The sequence below is a fragment of the Bacillus sp. EB V-12 genome (genome assembly GCF_056158125.1).
Genome location: NZ_JBUXJL010000008.1, coordinates 24,518 through 38,594 on the forward strand (window position 1 = coordinate 24,518; position 14,077 = coordinate 38,594).

Annotated in this window: 15 protein-coding genes and 1 riboswitch; of the genes, 10 read left to right on the forward strand and 5 right to left on the reverse strand. The window is 36.1% G+C overall.

All coding sequences use genetic code 11. The features are described from left to right. Positions 1-200: 200 nt before the first annotated feature. Complete coding sequence (locus tag ACZDYH_RS21935; RefSeq protein WP_088362283.1) at positions 201-746, reverse strand: cysteine hydrolase family protein; 546 nt, start codon at positions 744-746, stop codon at positions 201-203. A 242-nt stretch (positions 747-988) separates the two neighbouring features. Continuing rightward, positions 989-1,095: riboswitch (SAM riboswitch) on the forward strand. A gap of 123 nt (positions 1,096-1,218) precedes the next feature. Between ACZDYH_RS21935 and ACZDYH_RS21940 the strand changes: the two genes are divergently transcribed. Genes ACZDYH_RS21940 through ACZDYH_RS21950 form a run of 3 tightly spaced genes read left to right on the forward strand, consistent with a single transcriptional unit; the run spans position 1,219 to position 3,769 of the window. Next, positions 1,219-2,238, forward strand: a complete 1,020-nt coding sequence (locus ACZDYH_RS21940; protein ID WP_000622969.1) for a methionine ABC transporter ATP-binding protein — start codon at positions 1,219-1,221, stop codon at positions 2,236-2,238. Then, positions 2,228-2,893, forward strand: a complete 666-nt coding sequence (locus ACZDYH_RS21945; RefSeq protein ID WP_001261865.1) for a methionine ABC transporter permease — start codon at positions 2,228-2,230, stop codon at positions 2,891-2,893. Before ACZDYH_RS21940 ends, ACZDYH_RS21945 begins: the two co-directional genes overlap by 11 nt. A gap of 21 nt (positions 2,894-2,914) precedes the next feature. Continuing rightward, positions 2,915-3,769, forward strand: coding sequence for a MetQ/NlpA family ABC transporter substrate-binding protein (locus tag ACZDYH_RS21950; RefSeq protein WP_000721599.1), 855 nt, complete (start codon positions 2,915-2,917; stop codon positions 3,767-3,769). 164 nt (positions 3,770-3,933) lie between these two features. Here ACZDYH_RS21950 and ACZDYH_RS21955 read toward each other — a convergent pair whose 3' ends face one another. The 4 genes from ACZDYH_RS21955 to ACZDYH_RS21970 all read right to left on the reverse strand — a co-directional run bounded on the left by ACZDYH_RS21955 (position 3,934) and on the right by ACZDYH_RS21970 (position 6,388). Next, on the reverse strand, positions 3,934-4,401 hold the full coding sequence (locus tag ACZDYH_RS21955) for an HXXEE domain-containing protein (RefSeq protein WP_002182395.1): 468 nt from the start codon (positions 4,399-4,401) through the stop codon (positions 3,934-3,936). A 62-nt stretch (positions 4,402-4,463) separates the two neighbouring features. Continuing rightward, positions 4,464-4,655 (reverse strand): DUF3926 domain-containing protein, encoded by a 192-nt coding sequence (locus ACZDYH_RS21960; RefSeq protein WP_000544105.1) that lies wholly within the window; start codon positions 4,653-4,655, stop codon positions 4,464-4,466. Then, positions 4,648-5,829: an ArsA family ATPase gene (locus ACZDYH_RS21965; RefSeq protein WP_088362284.1), complete on the reverse strand. Its 1,182-nt coding sequence runs from the start codon at positions 5,827-5,829 to the stop codon at positions 4,648-4,650. The genes ACZDYH_RS21960 and ACZDYH_RS21965 overlap by 8 nt, the downstream gene beginning before the upstream one ends. A gap of 76 nt (positions 5,830-5,905) precedes the next feature. Beyond that, a complete protein-coding gene (locus ACZDYH_RS21970; protein WP_000942482.1) occupies positions 5,906-6,388 on the reverse strand; it encodes a MarR family winged helix-turn-helix transcriptional regulator in 483 nt (160 codons plus the stop codon). A gap of 231 nt (positions 6,389-6,619) precedes the next feature. On the opposite strand from ACZDYH_RS21970, the gene ACZDYH_RS21975 reads away from it, so the two are divergent. From ACZDYH_RS21975 to gabT, 7 genes are all read left to right on the forward strand, one after another. Beyond that, entirely contained in the window at positions 6,620-6,856 is a 237-nt protein-coding gene (locus ACZDYH_RS21975; RefSeq protein WP_001254393.1) for a YiaA/YiaB family inner membrane protein, read from the forward strand. 141 nt (positions 6,857-6,997) lie between these two features. Further along, positions 6,998-7,288 carry an Asp-tRNA(Asn)/Glu-tRNA(Gln) amidotransferase subunit GatC gene (gene gatC, locus ACZDYH_RS21980; RefSeq protein WP_000086999.1) on the forward strand — a complete coding sequence of 97 codons (291 nt, stop codon included), beginning with the start codon at positions 6,998-7,000 and terminating at the stop codon, positions 7,286-7,288. A 15-nt stretch (positions 7,289-7,303) separates the two neighbouring features. Continuing rightward, the gene (gene gatA, locus ACZDYH_RS21985; RefSeq protein WP_000051433.1) at positions 7,304-8,761 is read left to right on the forward strand and encodes an Asp-tRNA(Asn)/Glu-tRNA(Gln) amidotransferase subunit GatA; all 1,458 of its coding nucleotides are present in this window, start codon (positions 7,304-7,306) and stop codon (positions 8,759-8,761) included. Positions 8,762-8,775: 14 nt separating this feature from the next. Continuing rightward, the gene (gene gatB, locus ACZDYH_RS21990; protein ID WP_001047685.1) at positions 8,776-10,203 is read left to right on the forward strand and encodes an Asp-tRNA(Asn)/Glu-tRNA(Gln) amidotransferase subunit GatB; all 1,428 of its coding nucleotides are present in this window, start codon (positions 8,776-8,778) and stop codon (positions 10,201-10,203) included. A 557-nt stretch (positions 10,204-10,760) separates the two neighbouring features. Next, the gene (locus tag ACZDYH_RS21995; RefSeq protein WP_000977679.1) at positions 10,761-11,666 is read left to right on the forward strand and encodes a diacylglycerol kinase; all 906 of its coding nucleotides are present in this window, start codon (positions 10,761-10,763) and stop codon (positions 11,664-11,666) included. A gap of 140 nt (positions 11,667-11,806) precedes the next feature. Beyond that, a complete protein-coding gene (locus tag ACZDYH_RS22000; RefSeq protein WP_088362285.1) occupies positions 11,807-12,550 on the forward strand; it encodes an HAD family hydrolase in 744 nt (247 codons plus the stop codon). A gap of 154 nt (positions 12,551-12,704) precedes the next feature. Continuing rightward, a complete protein-coding gene (gene gabT, locus ACZDYH_RS22005; protein ID WP_001093019.1) occupies positions 12,705-14,069 on the forward strand; it encodes a 4-aminobutyrate--2-oxoglutarate transaminase in 1,365 nt (454 codons plus the stop codon). Positions 14,070-14,077: the final 8 nt, after the last annotated feature.

A 14,077-nucleotide genomic window follows, 5' to 3' on the forward strand; every position in this document is an offset into this window, starting at 1 on the left:
CGTTCGAAGGGAATGAGCTAAAACCTATTAATAGCGGGATAAACATGCGAACAGAAATAAAATGATGAGAAAAGTTGACTTATTAGTCATATTTTTTAGTATTCATTTTGAGAATTTCCTGTATAATACAATTTGAAAGAAAATCTATGGTTCGACAAGGAACACTCCTTTCGGTTTTGCTCACTGAAAGGAGTGTTTTTTTATGTAGCTAAAAATTCTTGCGTGCTTATTACATTTGCATATACACCATTTAAACTAGCTAAAATTGTATTGTGAATGTAAACAGCTGGTATAGTAGCGTTCTTAAAAGAAAGGTCTTTTGTAGCACAAGCATCATGTATAACGGTACATTGAAAGCCAAAATCGAATGCAGCCCTTACTGTAGCATCGATACACATATGAGTCATCATCCCACATACAACGACATGTTCAATATTTAAACGTTTTAATTGCTCTAGAAGATTAGTTTCTCGGAAGCTATTTGGATAATGTTTGACTATAACTGTTTCTTCTCTAAGTGGACGTACGCTTTCGTGAATATGTACACCTTCTGTATTAGGTAGGAAAAAAGTAGCGCCATCTTTTATAGCTACGTGTTGGATATGAAAAATAGGTTCGCTGTTTGTTCTAAAGTGTTGTAATAACTGATTAGCATATTCGCTTGCTTCTACTGGATTACGCAATTCCATCTTTCCATTTGGAAAATAATCGTTTTGAATATCGATGAGTAAAAGAGCTGTTTTCATATATTTATCTTCCTCCGAGTTTCATATTCAAATAAATTTATTCAATTCGTAGAGAAGATTCTCCTGTTTAAAAATATGAGGAAGAAGAATTTTAAATAACCTTGAAAGTTACTATTTTCTCATGAATTTTCATCTGAAAATTTTAATAAAGGAATAATTAATATTTTTCTAAAAAATGTATTGACTCTTATTATTCTGAGTTCTATAATGAGAATTAATTAAACGACAATTAAATCGATACATTCTTATCCAGAGAGGTGGAGGGACTGGCCCTACGATACCTCAGCAACGGGTTTTTTTAATACCGTGCTAACTCCAGCAAGCCATATAAAGGCTTGGAAGATGAGAAGATGTGAATGAGTACATATAAGTGCTCTCCTTCTTATCTTTATGGTTGATAAGAAGGAGAGCACTTTTTATTTTACCTCGAAAGCTCTGCTTCAAGTTTTTACAGCATATAGGAGGGGAAAAAATGATTTCTTTTAACAATGTAAGTAAAGTGTATGAATCAGCTGGGCAATCTGTTCATGCGGTAGAGGATGTAACATTATCAGTTGAGAAAGGCGAAATTTTTGGCATTATCGGTTTTAGTGGCGCTGGAAAGAGTACGTTATTACGCCTAGTAAATATGTTAGAGAGACCGACGGCAGGAACGATTTCAATAGATGATAAAGATATTACATCATTATCGACGAAAGAATTACGTAAACTAAGACAAAGAATCGGAATGATCTTTCAAAGTTTTAATTTATTTAATTCAAGAACAGTATTTGGAAATATTGCTTATCCATTAAAGTTAGCGAAAGTACCAAAGAATGAGATAAAAGAAAGAGTAAATGAACTGCTGAAGTTTGTAGGGTTAGAAGATAAAGCAAACTATTACCCAGAGCAGCTATCAGGTGGACAAAAGCAACGTGTGGGCATTGCTAGAGCACTTGCGACATCGCCAGATATTCTTATATGTGATGAGGCAACATCAGCCTTAGATCCAGAAACAACGACAGAAATTCTAAACTTATTAAAGAAAGTAAATAGAGAATACAATTTAACAATTCTTCTTATTACACATGAAATGCATGTTGTGAAAGAAATTTGTCACCGTGTAGCTGTAATGGAGAAGGGAAAAGTTATTGAAGAAGGAAAACTGTTTGATGTTTTCACGCAACCAAAAACAAAGACGACTCAAAACTTTGTACGTTCTGTCATTAATGATCATTTACCGGAAAGTGTTCTAGCGAAAATTCAAAATGGTGGTCAAATTTATCGTCTAACATTTACTGGTGAGGAGACAGGACAGCCGGTACTATCATATATCGCAAAAAACTATAACGTCGATGTAAATGTACTGTACGGAAATATTATTGAACTTCAAAATGTGCTATTTGGAAATCTTCTTGTAGAGTTGCAAGGGGAGCAGAGGGAAATTCAAAAAGCATTACAACATCTAAGACTGCAAGTGCAGCTGAAGGAGGTAGAAGCTCATGCGAGTTGATTGGAGTATATTTTGGCCGCGCATACTAGATGCGACGGGGGATACCCTCTTAATGGTAATTGTAACCCTTATATTTGCTACAATTCTTGGTATACCGCTAGGTTTACTTTTATATGTAACGAGAAAAGGAAACTTTTTAGAAAATAAATGGGTCTTTTCTATTCTTAACATCATAATTAATACAATTCGTCCGGTACCATTCATTATCTTTTTAGTAGCGTTAAGTCCACTAACGAGAAGTGTTATCGGAACGACGATTGGAACAGCAGCAGCAATTTTCCCGATGACCTTAGTCGCATCAATTGGTATTGCTAGAATGGTTGAAACAAACCTTGTTTCCGTTCCGAAAGGAGTAATTGAAGCAGCGCAAGCAATGGGCGCCTCGCCAATTAGAATTGTTTTTGAAATCCTTGTACCAGAAGCGTTAGCACCATTAATCTTAGGTGTCACATTTATGACAGTTGGTTTAATTGAATTTTCTGCAGTTGCTGGGCTTGTCGGTGGTGGCGGTCTTGGTGATTTAGCAATGACATATGGTTATCAACGTTTTGATACATCAGTTATGTTCGTAACGGTCGTGTTACTTATTATTCTCGTACAGATAGCTCAAAATTTAGGGAATTACTTTGCGAAAGTCTTGTTACGCAGATCATAAAAAGGAAGAGAGGAAAAGAAAATGAAGAAAATTTTAGCATTTGCATTATCAGCGATTGTAGGAGTCTCAGCATTAAGCGGCTGCTCAAGTGGAGACACGGGTGCAGGAGCGAAAGAAAAAGTAGTTCGCGTCGGTGTAACTGGAACGGATGGAGACGCTTGGGAAATTTTGAAGAAAAAAGCTGAAAAAGAAGGGATTAAGATTAAACTGGTGGAGTTCTCCGATTACACAACGCCAAATAAAGCGTTAGCTGATGGAGATATTGAACTAAACTCATTCCAGCATATTGCGTTCTTAGAGCAATTTAAAAAGGAACATAAGTTAGATATTACAGCTGTTGGTACAACACAAATTGCACCAATGGGTTTATACTCTGAAAAATATAAGAAATCAAATGAAATCCCAGATGGTTCAGAAATTGCAATTCCAAACGATCCAACGAACCAAGCACGTGCATTAAAACTTCTTGATGCAGCTGGATTATTAAAGCTGAAAAAGGATTTTGGTCTATTTGGAGATCCAAGTGGTATTGCTGAAAATCCGAAGAAATTAAAAATTACACCGGTTATCGCACAGCAAACACCTCGTGTGTTAAAAGATGTAGCGGCATCAGTTATTAATAACGGTGTTGCTGGTCAAGCTGGATTAGATCCAGCGAAGGATCCTATTTTCTTAGAAGATCCAAAGAATGAAAATGCGAAGCCTTATATTAATATTTTCGCAGCTCGTACGAAAGATAAAGATGATCCAACACTGAAAAAAGTAATTGAATTATACCATTCAAAAGAAGTAACAGATGCAATTAAGAAAGAAACAAATGATGGTTCAATTTCAGTAGATCTTTCACTTGAGGAGCTTGAAAAAATCGTAAAATAATTATTGGGTTTAATGGACTAACAGAAGGAACCCCTCCGCTGTTAGTTCGTTCAACATATAAACTTAACAAACAAACCCTAATTCTGTACCTTCCAATTTTGTATAACGTAGAATCCAATGTTTGTTAAGTAGAGTAATGGACCAGGAGTTTTCCTGGTCTTTTTTTATGAATGAAAATAGCTAGCGAACAGTAAGGTAATCCAAATTATAATGGGATAAGAAAATAAGCTGAAAAGGAGTGTAATTACGAATTGCTTTTGATGAATTAAGTGTTTTTTGGATAAAAAAAAGAAAATAGAAAAGAGAGTAATGAAAAATGCTGATATGACGCCGGGGTTATAGGAGCGATAAATGAAAAACAAAATAATATGTTGAACAGAGTTGAAGAAGATGGCCCCTTGTATAAAAATAATCCAGCATATAGAAGACAAGAAGTTAAGTTGATATAGAAAGACGATAAGTAATACAAAGATTGTTAATACGGAAATGGCAATGAAAAATTGTTGGCTAGTTATAAGACGGATTGAAAATTGATTAGCAAGGTATTGTGGCATTTGGAAAGCTTCTTCAAGGTTATGAATGAAAAATAATAAGGGAATGATCCAGAGTATAGTAGTCGAATGTTTTTTCATCAATTTACATCACTCCAATAAAGTATAGAAAGCCCAAAAAAAGGCCCTCTATACAGAGATGGTTATTCAATTATGATATTTTTTAAATTAACTTCATGATGCTCTCGTTCTTTCAGATAAGCAGCTAGTTCCTCTTGTAAAATATTTAATATTTGCTTAGCGGATTGCTGGATTGGATTAGGTAGCTCTTCTAATATATGCATCCCGACTTTTACTTTTGTACGAATTACCCTTCGTAGTAATTCCTCATGCATGGACTACACCTCCAAACCGAATATTTAGTACATCTTCATCAAATTTTGCTCCTTGAATAGAAAGGTGTGTTAATGTTTTTGGTAACGTGATGTTCCGTTTAACAGAACCCGCTCGAATAATAAGTTCATCACCTTTTTGATTTAAGGAAAGTTCACTTTTGTTTGAGAAGGGAATGGACAGAACGAAAATATACTCATCGCCATCCTTTTTTACATATTGAGTGCGCCCGTTAAATTTCACTTCTGTAGGGGAATGATCAGTTTTAAATAAAGAATCTCCTACACGTTCTAACATAGACAAACCAACAACTTCTTGTTCAAACATTGGAGCTTCGTAAATAGGAAGGGGTTGAAAACTATCTTGAATTAATGTTTTATATTTCTTCTGTGTATCTTTCCATGCCTGAAAATAAGGATCGGTGACAGTGTTAGGGATGACGCGGTTAATCATAATGGCATCTACGTTATAATCGTATAAATTTAAATAAGTAAAGCTACGCTGAGCTTCTTTAATGACCATTTTTTCAGGATTTACAACGATGCGGATACTTGTTACTTCTCGGTTTGATAAAATATCTCTCATTTCTCCGAGCTGTTCAAGTGTATTTGTTAATTCGTCCATAATATCATCGGTTGGAAGAGGGACACCAAGGAGTGGTTGAGCTACAGGACGAACGACTTTTAAAACTTTTCTTTTAATAGGAAACAATTTTTCCATCCACCAGCCGAGCATGTCTGGAAAGCTTAGCATTGCTAATGTTTCTCCTGTTGGAGCACAATCAATAATGATAACATCATATGTGTTTTGTTTATAATAATCGAGTACGCGAAGTAAGCTAATTAAATCTTCCATACCAGGAAACATCGTTAATTCTTCTGTTGTAATATCATCGGCTGCTTTGGAAGTGAAGAGTAGTGTAATATATTTCTGTAATTTTCCCCATCCTTTTTCCATCTCATAAATCGTATTAATTTCTTGTGCCCACAAATTTTCACGAATTTCTAATGGCTCAGAAGATAGCTTTATACCAAATGAATCTCCTAAACTATGAGCGGGATCTGTACTCATGACTAAAGTTTTTAATCCTTGTTTTGCGCTTTGAATTGCTGTTGCTGCTGAAATGCTAGTTTTTCCTACGCCGCCTTTACCTGTATACAAAATAATTCTCATCATTCATATCTCCTTTGTTTCGAATATCGAATATTACGAGTGTCGAAGTAAATGATTGAATAAAAACCCAGATAGGGTTTTATTCAATCGGAATGTTTTTCATTTTAGGTGTAGAAACTTTTTCTTCTGTTTTTTGCTGTGACGTAGCAATGTGATTCATAATCTTTTGGAAGATTTGTAGTAAGAATGCTTTTTCTTCTTCTGACAATGCTTCTGTCACTAAGCTAAAGTAGTGGGCTGCATTTTGTTTTACTTCTTGAACGAGCATTACGCCGTTTTCTGTTAACCGAATTAATACAATACGTCGGTCGTTTTCATCACGGTAGCGCTCAATATATCCCTTTTTTACAAGGCGATTTACAACGCCCGTCGTTGTACTCATCGGTATATCAAGAAGGTCAGCAATTTTCGTCATTGTAATATCTGTATTTCGTTCCATCCAAAGTAAACAAAATACTTCTGTTTTAGAAAGTGTTAAATCTAGGCTTACCCATTCTTCAGGATAGAAAAGTTTCTTGGCGTTATCTAGCAGTAAGTCTAAAAAATGTTCATATTGCAACAATTAATTCCACTCCCGTATATTTCGAGGTTCGTAATATTTATTTTTATTTTATGTAGAATAGAAAAAATTGTCAATGATTTTAATTATTTTTTCAGATTAGACAGAAAACTTTCTTTAAAATAGTATTCTTTTATGATAGATTTATAAATATAAAACTAGAATTTACATAAAAATCCATCATGGTAAATATACTTATCTATAATGGGTATACAGCTAACGAGGGGGAGAACGATGAGAAGACGTAATACGCAAGCGTTCACATTTTTAGCATGGACTTCATTTGTTTGTGCGCTTTCAGGTATGCTAATTGGGATTTATACGTTAGATGAAACGCTTAGTGTAAAAGGATACTATTTAATTGGAACATTATTTTTAACGATGTCTTGTTTTGTATTACAAAAAACAATTCGTGATAATGAAGAAGATAACGAGAGATTTCCAAAAAATAAACCGTTAGATAAAGAGTAAATTGTAAAGAAAGGCATTTGCCTTTCTTTTTTTATGTAAAAATGGCGTAAGTACTCTGTGTTGACTTGCTTGAAGTACTGAAAATTTGGTATCATCAATAGTATTGTAGATTGAACGATATATTATGGAGGTGGCCTAGCCGTGTCAAGAATTTCCGTTGAGAATGTAAAGCACGTAGCACATTTAGCACGTCTTGCAATTACTGATCAAGAAGCAGAAAAATTTCAAAAACAACTAGATGCAATTGTTACATTTGCAGAACAGTTAAATGAATTAGATACAACAGATGTAAAACCAACAACTCATGTATTAACTATGAAAAATGTTATGCGTGAAGATGTACCAGAAAAAGGTTTACCAGTTGAAGAAGTATTAAAAAATGCACCGGATCACAAAGATAATCAAATCCGTGTTCCAGCAGTATTAGAATAGAGGAGGGGAATTTCGATGTCATTATTTGATCATTCAGTATCAGAGTTACATAAGAAGTTAAACAACAAAGAAATTTCCGTTACGGATTTAGTAGAAGAATCTTACAAACGTATTGCGGATGTTGAAGATAACGTAAAAGCTTTTCTTACATTAGATGAAGAAAATGCACGCGCAAAAGCGAAAGAATTAGATGCAAAAATCGGCGCTGAAGATAATGGTTTATTATTCGGTATGCCAATTGGTGTAAAAGATAACATTGTAACTAACGGTCTTCGTACAACTTGTGCAAGCAAAATATTAGCAAACTTCGATCCAATTTATGATGCGACAGTTGTGCAAAAGCTAAAAGCTGCTGACACAATTACAATCGGTAAATTAAACATGGACGAGTTCGCAATGGGTTCTTCAAATGAAAACTCAGGATTCTACGCTACGAAAAACCCATGGAACTTAGATTACGTTCCAGGCGGATCTAGTGGTGGTTCTGCAGCAGCTGTAGCAGCAGGAGAAGTACTATTCTCTCTAGGTTCTGATACGGGTGGTTCTATCCGTCAGCCAGCTGCATATTGCGGTGTTGTAGGTTTAAAACCAACTTACGGACGCGTATCTCGTTACGGATTAGTAGCATTCGCATCTTCACTTGACCAAATCGGACCGATTACACGTACAGTAGAAGACAATGCATACTTATTACAAGCTATTTCAGGTATTGACCGCATGGATGCAACTTCTGCAAACGTTGAAGTTGGAAACTATTTAGCTGGTTTAACAGGCGATGTTAAAGGTTTACGCATTGCTGTACCGAAAGAATACTTAGGCGAAGGTGTTGGCGAAGAAGCTCGTGAGTCAGTACTAGCTGCTTTAAAAGTATTAGAAGGTATGGGCGCAACTTGGGAGGAAGTATCTCTTCCACACTCTAAATACGCTCTAGCAACGTATTACTTACTATCTTCTTCTGAAGCATCTGCTAACCTTTCACGCTTTGATGGCGTGCGTTACGGTGTTCGTTCTGATAATGTAAATAACTTATTAGATCTTTACAAAAACACACGTAGTGAAGGTTTCGGTGATGAAGTTAAACGTCGTATTATGCTTGGTACATTTGCTCTTAGCTCTGGTTACTATGATGCATATTACAAAAAAGCACAACAAGTACGTACATTAATTAAGAACGACTTTGAAAACGTATTTGCTAACTATGATGTTATTATTGGACCAACAACACCAACTCCGGCATTTAAAGTGGGAGAAAAAGTTGACGATCCAATGACAATGTATGCAAATGACATTTTAACAATCCCAGTAAACTTAGCGGGTGTTCCAGCGATTTCAGTTCCATGTGGATTCGGTGCTAACAACATGCCACTTGGTCTACAAATCATTGGTAAACACTTCGATGAAGCGACAATTTACCGCGTTGCACATGCGTTTGAGCAAGCAACAGACTATCATACAAAAAAAGCAAGTCTGTAAGGAGGCGAGCATAGATGAATTTAGAAACAATTATTGGTTTAGAGGTTCACGTTGAGTTAAAAACAAATTCGAAAATTTTCTCTGCGAGTCCAACAGAATTCGGAGCGGAGCCAAATACACAAACAAGTGTAATTGACTTAGGATACCCAGGGGTACTTCCTACTTTAAATAAAGAAGCAGTTAACTTTGCGATGAAAGCTGCAATGGCATTAAACTGTGAAATCGCAACGGAAACGAAGTTTGACCGTAAAAACTATTTCTATCCAGATAACCCGAAAGCTTACCAAATCTCTCAATTTGATAAGCCAATTGGTGAAAATGGTTGGATTGAAATCGAAGTAGACGGTAAAAAGAAACGTATCGGTATTACACGTCTTCATTTAGAAGAAGATGCTGGTAAATCAACGCATACAGCTGATGGTTCATTAGTAGACTACAACCGTCAAGGTATGCCTTTAATCGAGATCGTATCTGAGCCAGATATGCGTACGCCAGAAGAAGCATATGCATACTTAGAGAAGTTAAAATCAATCATTCAATACACTGGTGTATCTGATTGTAAGATGGAAGAAGGTTCCTTACGTTGTGATGCGAACATTTCTCTTCGTCCAGTTGGACAAGAGAAGTTCGGTACAAAAGCGGAACTGAAAAACTTAAACTCATTCACTTACGTACAAAAAGGTCTTGAGCATGAGCAAGTGCGCCAAGAAAAAGAACTGTTATCTGGTGGTATCATCCAACAAGAAACACGTCGTTATGATGAAGCAACGAAGAAAACAATCTTAATGCGTGTGAAAGAAGGATCTGACGATTACCGTTACTTCCCGGAGCCAGACTTAGTTGAACTTTACATTGATGATGAGTGGAAAGAAGCAGTTCGAGCTTCTATTCCAGAACTTCCAGATGCACGTAAAGCTCGCTACGTTGCAGAACTAGGCTTACCAGCTTATGATGCACACGTGTTAACATTAACGAAAGAGATGTCTGATTTCTTTGAAGCAACTGTTGCAGACGGTGCTGATGCGAAATTAACATCGAACTGGTTAATGGGTGAAGTACTTGCATACTTAAACAAACAACAAAAAGAATTAAAAGACGTTGCATTAACGCCTGCTGGTTTATCTAAAATGGTTCAATTAATTGAAAAAGGTACAATTTCTTCTAAAATCGCGAAGAAAGTATTTAATGAATTAATTGAAAAAGGTGGAGACCCAGAAGAAATCGTTAAAGCGAAAGGTCTTGTTCAAATTTCTGACGAGGGTACACTTCGTAAAGTTGTAACAGAAATTCTTGATAATAATGAGCAATCTATCGAAGACTTTAAAAACGGTAAAGACCGTGCAATTGGCTTCTTAGTTGGTCAAATTATGAAAGCTACAAAAGGACAAGCAAATCCACCGCTTGTTAACAAAATCTTACTTGAAGAGATTAATAAGCGATAATAGTAATGACTTTTAAAGATTAAGCAGAAAAACACCCGTACATGGGTGTTTTTCTAGGTTAATCAAACGTTTGTTTAAATGAGACAAAATCGTTTAAACAAACGTTTGATTAACTGTCAAAAGTGGAAAAATGTTTGTATAGCAACTATGGTATGATAGTTGCAAAAAGGTGGGAATAATGATAAATCTAAACATAGAGGTTTTTTTCATCTCATGAAATAATAGATAGTTATTATTCGTTATATGTAAATTTTTATGGAAGAATGGATAGAAATAAAGTGAAACTTTAATCAGTGGGAGGTTCATCCAAAGCTGATTATTAGCCCTCACCAATCGGGCATTTACTGCCCGCAAATAGCGGGATAAATTTTGGAGTCAAATAAAAAACCATTGAAATGAATATTTACTTTTGATGGACTACACGAATCGGGTTCTTACTGCCTGTTTGAGCGGGATAAAAGAAGGATAGCAAGATGAGAGGAGGTAGGCATGGGAATACTGAATAGAAGTTCAGTATGTTCTTTTTCGATACATAAAGAAATTTCCTGTGCTAATAAATGATGAAGCGAGCAAGAATTATTTATAATCCTACTTCTGGGCGTGAGCTATTTAAGAAGAGCTTACCAGAAGTATTACAAAAATTAGAACAAGCTGGCTATGAGACATCTTGTCATGCGACAACGGGTCCTGGAGACGCTACTGTGGCGGCGAGGCAAGCTGCGGATCGTAAGTTTGATGTTGTTATTGCGGCTGGTGGAGACGGTACATTAAATGAAGTAGTAAACGGTTTAGTTGGGCATGAATTCCGTCCGAAATTTGGAATTATTCCAGTTGGAACGACAAATGACTTTGCACGTGCAATTGGTGTACCTCGTTCTATTGAAGAGGCAGCAGATATTATTTGCGAAGGAAAAACAGTGCCATTAGACCTTGGTAGAGCGAACGATACATATTTTATTAACATCGCTGGTGGCGGTCGTATTACAGAATTAACATACGAAGTACCGAGTAAGTTAAAGACAGTATTAGGGCAGCTTGCTTATTACCTAAAAGGTATCGAGATGTTACCATCATTGCATCCGACATATGTTGAAATTGAGTATGATGGAAAGTTACTACAAGAAGAAATTACGATGTTTTTAATTACGAATACTCGTTCAGTAGGTGGATTTGAAAAGGTAGCACCGTATGCATCTATTAACGATGGGTTATTTGACCTATTAGTACTGAAAAAAGGTTCTATCGCTGATTTAATTAAAGCAGCAACACAAGCACAACGTGGTGAACATATTAATAATCCAAAAGTGTTATATACACAAGCGAACCGAATTAAAGTACATTCACCAGATAAACTAATGATTAATTTAGATGGTGAGTATGGTGGAGATGCACCGATGGAATTCGAAAATATATATCATTGTTTAGAACTATTTGTTCCTGAACATCAAGAGGATGCCCTGTAAAGGCATCCTTTTTTACTTTGTTAAAATGAATTGTAAATTGGGAGTTAGTTTGATTTTTATGGTATTTTTACAATTCTTTTATTTTACATCCATACTTTATTGATACACTGGAAGAGATAAGAAATGAGAGGTAGGGTGCTATGGAGAAGGTAAAGGCGATATTATTTGATAAAGATGGGACATTAATGGATTTTCATTCAATATGGATAAAAGTAGCTGAAGAACTTGTAGCTGAATGTATAAGTTTATATCATTTACCAAGTACAATGCGGCAGACCTTATTAGAAGAGATTGGTGTAGAGGGAGCATTTGTTAATCCAAGGAGTGCAATAGCTGCTGGAACAAGCCTTGATGTAGCGAAGGGGCTTTGTAATTATATTGAGTTTGCTAGAGAAGAAGAGATGCATCAGTGGGTAAGTGAGAAGTTATTTTCCCTTATGTATGAGCATCGTTCGCATATGAAAATGACAGCAGACTTACCGAAAGTGTTACAGGCATTAAAAGATAAAGGATTTATATTAGGGGTTGTCACGGCGGATGATTTCGCACCAACAGAATTATTTTTAAAACAATATAAGTTGGAGAACTTTTTTGATTATATTATAGCCTCGGATACATTCCCTGCGCAAAAACCAGATAAAAAGATTATAGAAGTGTTTTGTGAGAAATTTAATTTAGAATCATGCGAGGTTGCGGTTGTTGGAGATACGCCAACTGATTTACATTTAGCTAAAAATGGCGATTGCTATGCAATTGGGGTGCTATCTGGTACAGGAGACCGTCCAACATTAGAACCACTTGCTGATTTAGTTTTAGATTCTGTTGGAGAGTTTATTTCTCAATCGGGTGAGTTTTTCTGGGAGAAAGAAAAGTCTAATGTGTAAGGAAAATAAGTCTATAAAGACTCTTAATGAGTCTTTATAGACTTATTTTTTATGCCTGGATACAAAGAATATAGGATAAATGCTAGAAAAGAAAGTTGGCATATATTTTGCAATAAAAAGAGAAAACAATGTAAAGAAAAGGATGGGGTACGCAATGAACACAAAAAAATTTGCTAAAGTAAATGAACAAATTCCAGGACCGAAAGCGGCATCTTTATTAGAACGCCGTCAAAATATAGTACCAAAAGGAGTAAGTAACGGCATCCCAACGTTTGTACAATCTGCCAATGGTGCTCTTGTAACAGATGTTGATGGCAATCAGTACATTGATTTTGCAGGAGCAATCGGGACAATTAACGTAGGGCATTGTCATCCAACGGTTAAAGAAGCGCTCCATAAACAAGTCGATCAATACATTCATACTGGATTTAACGTCATGATGTATGAGCCATATATTGAATTAGCAGAAAAGCTTGCGGCATTGGCACCAGGAAGTTTCGATAAGCAAGTCCTGTTTTTAAATAGTGGTGCAGAAGCAGTTGAGAACGCGGTGAAAATCGCTCGTAAATATACGAAGAGACCTGGTATTATCGCATTTTCTAAAGGTTTCCACGGGCGTACATTAATGACAATGACGATGACAAGTAAAGTGAAGCCATATAAATTTGGGTTTGGTCCCTTTGCTCCAGAAGTATATAAAGCGCCATTTCCATACGAATACCGTCGCCCAGAGGGATTAACGGAAGAGCAGTATGATGATTTTATTATTGAAGAGTTTAAGAACTTCTTCATATCGGAAGTAGCACCAGAAACAATTGCAGCTGTTGTAATGGAACCTGTTCAAGGGGAAGGTGGATTTATCGTCCCAAGTAAGAAATTTGTTCAAGAAGTACGCCGCATTTGTTCAGAGAACGGCATCTTATTTGTAGCGGATGAAATACAAACAGGCTTTAGTCGTACAGGAAAATATTTTGCAATTGATCACTATGATGTCGTTCCAGATTTAATTACAGTGTCTAAATCATTAGGTGCTGGTGTACCGATAAGTGGTGTCATTGGACGTAAAGAAATTATGAATGAGTCTGCACCAGGTGAACTTGGTGGAACGTATGCAGGAAGTCCATTAGGATGTGCGGCTGCATTAGCTGTTCTCGATGTAATAGAAAATGAGAAATTAAATGATAGAGCGATAGAATTAGGAAAAGTCGTAATGAACCGATTCGAAGAGATGAAAAATAAATATCATTGCATCGGTGATGTGCGTGGGTTAGGCGCAATGTGTGCATTTGAGGTTGTTCAAGATCGTAAGACGAAAGCACCTGACAAAACGTTAACGGCTAATCTATGTGCAGAAGCAAATAAGCGTGGGTTACTGTTATTATCAGCAGGGACATATGGAAATGTTATCCGTGTGTTAATGCCTTTAGTTATTACAGATGAGCAACTTGAAGAAGGTTTAACAATAATTGAAGAATCATTGCAAGCTTGTTATGAGCAAACAAACATCGCTCGCGTTTAAAAACTGAA

What these genes read in the sequence shown, in the direction of transcription:
- ACZDYH_RS21945 (WP_001261865.1), top strand. Translation starts at nt 2,228, where the DNA reads ATGCGAGTTGATTGGAGTATATTTTGGCCGCGCATACTAGATGCGACG.
- gabT (WP_001093019.1), top strand. Translation starts at nt 12,705, where the DNA reads ATGAACACAAAAAAATTTGCTAAAGTAAATGAACAAATTCCAGGACCG.
- gatB (WP_001047685.1), top strand. Translation starts at nt 8,776, where the DNA reads ATGAATTTAGAAACAATTATTGGTTTAGAGGTTCACGTTGAGTTAAAA.
- ACZDYH_RS21950 (WP_000721599.1), top strand. Translation starts at nt 2,915, where the DNA reads ATGAAGAAAATTTTAGCATTTGCATTATCAGCGATTGTAGGAGTCTCA.
- ACZDYH_RS21955 (WP_002182395.1), bottom strand. Translation starts at nt 4,401, where the DNA reads ATGAAAAAACATTCGACTACTATACTCTGGATCATTCCCTTATTATTT.
- ACZDYH_RS22000 (WP_088362285.1), top strand. Translation starts at nt 11,807, where the DNA reads ATGGAGAAGGTAAAGGCGATATTATTTGATAAAGATGGGACATTAATG.
- ACZDYH_RS21995 (WP_000977679.1), top strand. Translation starts at nt 10,761, where the DNA reads ATGATGAAGCGAGCAAGAATTATTTATAATCCTACTTCTGGGCGTGAG.
- ACZDYH_RS21965 (WP_088362284.1), bottom strand. Translation starts at nt 5,829, where the DNA reads ATGATGAGAATTATTTTGTATACAGGTAAAGGCGGCGTAGGAAAAACT.
- ACZDYH_RS21935 (WP_088362283.1), bottom strand. Translation starts at nt 746, where the DNA reads ATGAAAACAGCTCTTTTACTCATCGATATTCAAAACGATTATTTTCCA.
- ACZDYH_RS21940 (WP_000622969.1), top strand. Translation starts at nt 1,219, where the DNA reads ATGATTTCTTTTAACAATGTAAGTAAAGTGTATGAATCAGCTGGGCAA.
- gatA (WP_000051433.1), top strand. Translation starts at nt 7,304, where the DNA reads ATGTCATTATTTGATCATTCAGTATCAGAGTTACATAAGAAGTTAAAC.
- ACZDYH_RS21975 (WP_001254393.1), top strand. Translation starts at nt 6,620, where the DNA reads ATGAGAAGACGTAATACGCAAGCGTTCACATTTTTAGCATGGACTTCA.
- ACZDYH_RS21960 (WP_000544105.1), bottom strand. Translation starts at nt 4,655, where the DNA reads ATGCATGAGGAATTACTACGAAGGGTAATTCGTACAAAAGTAAAAGTC.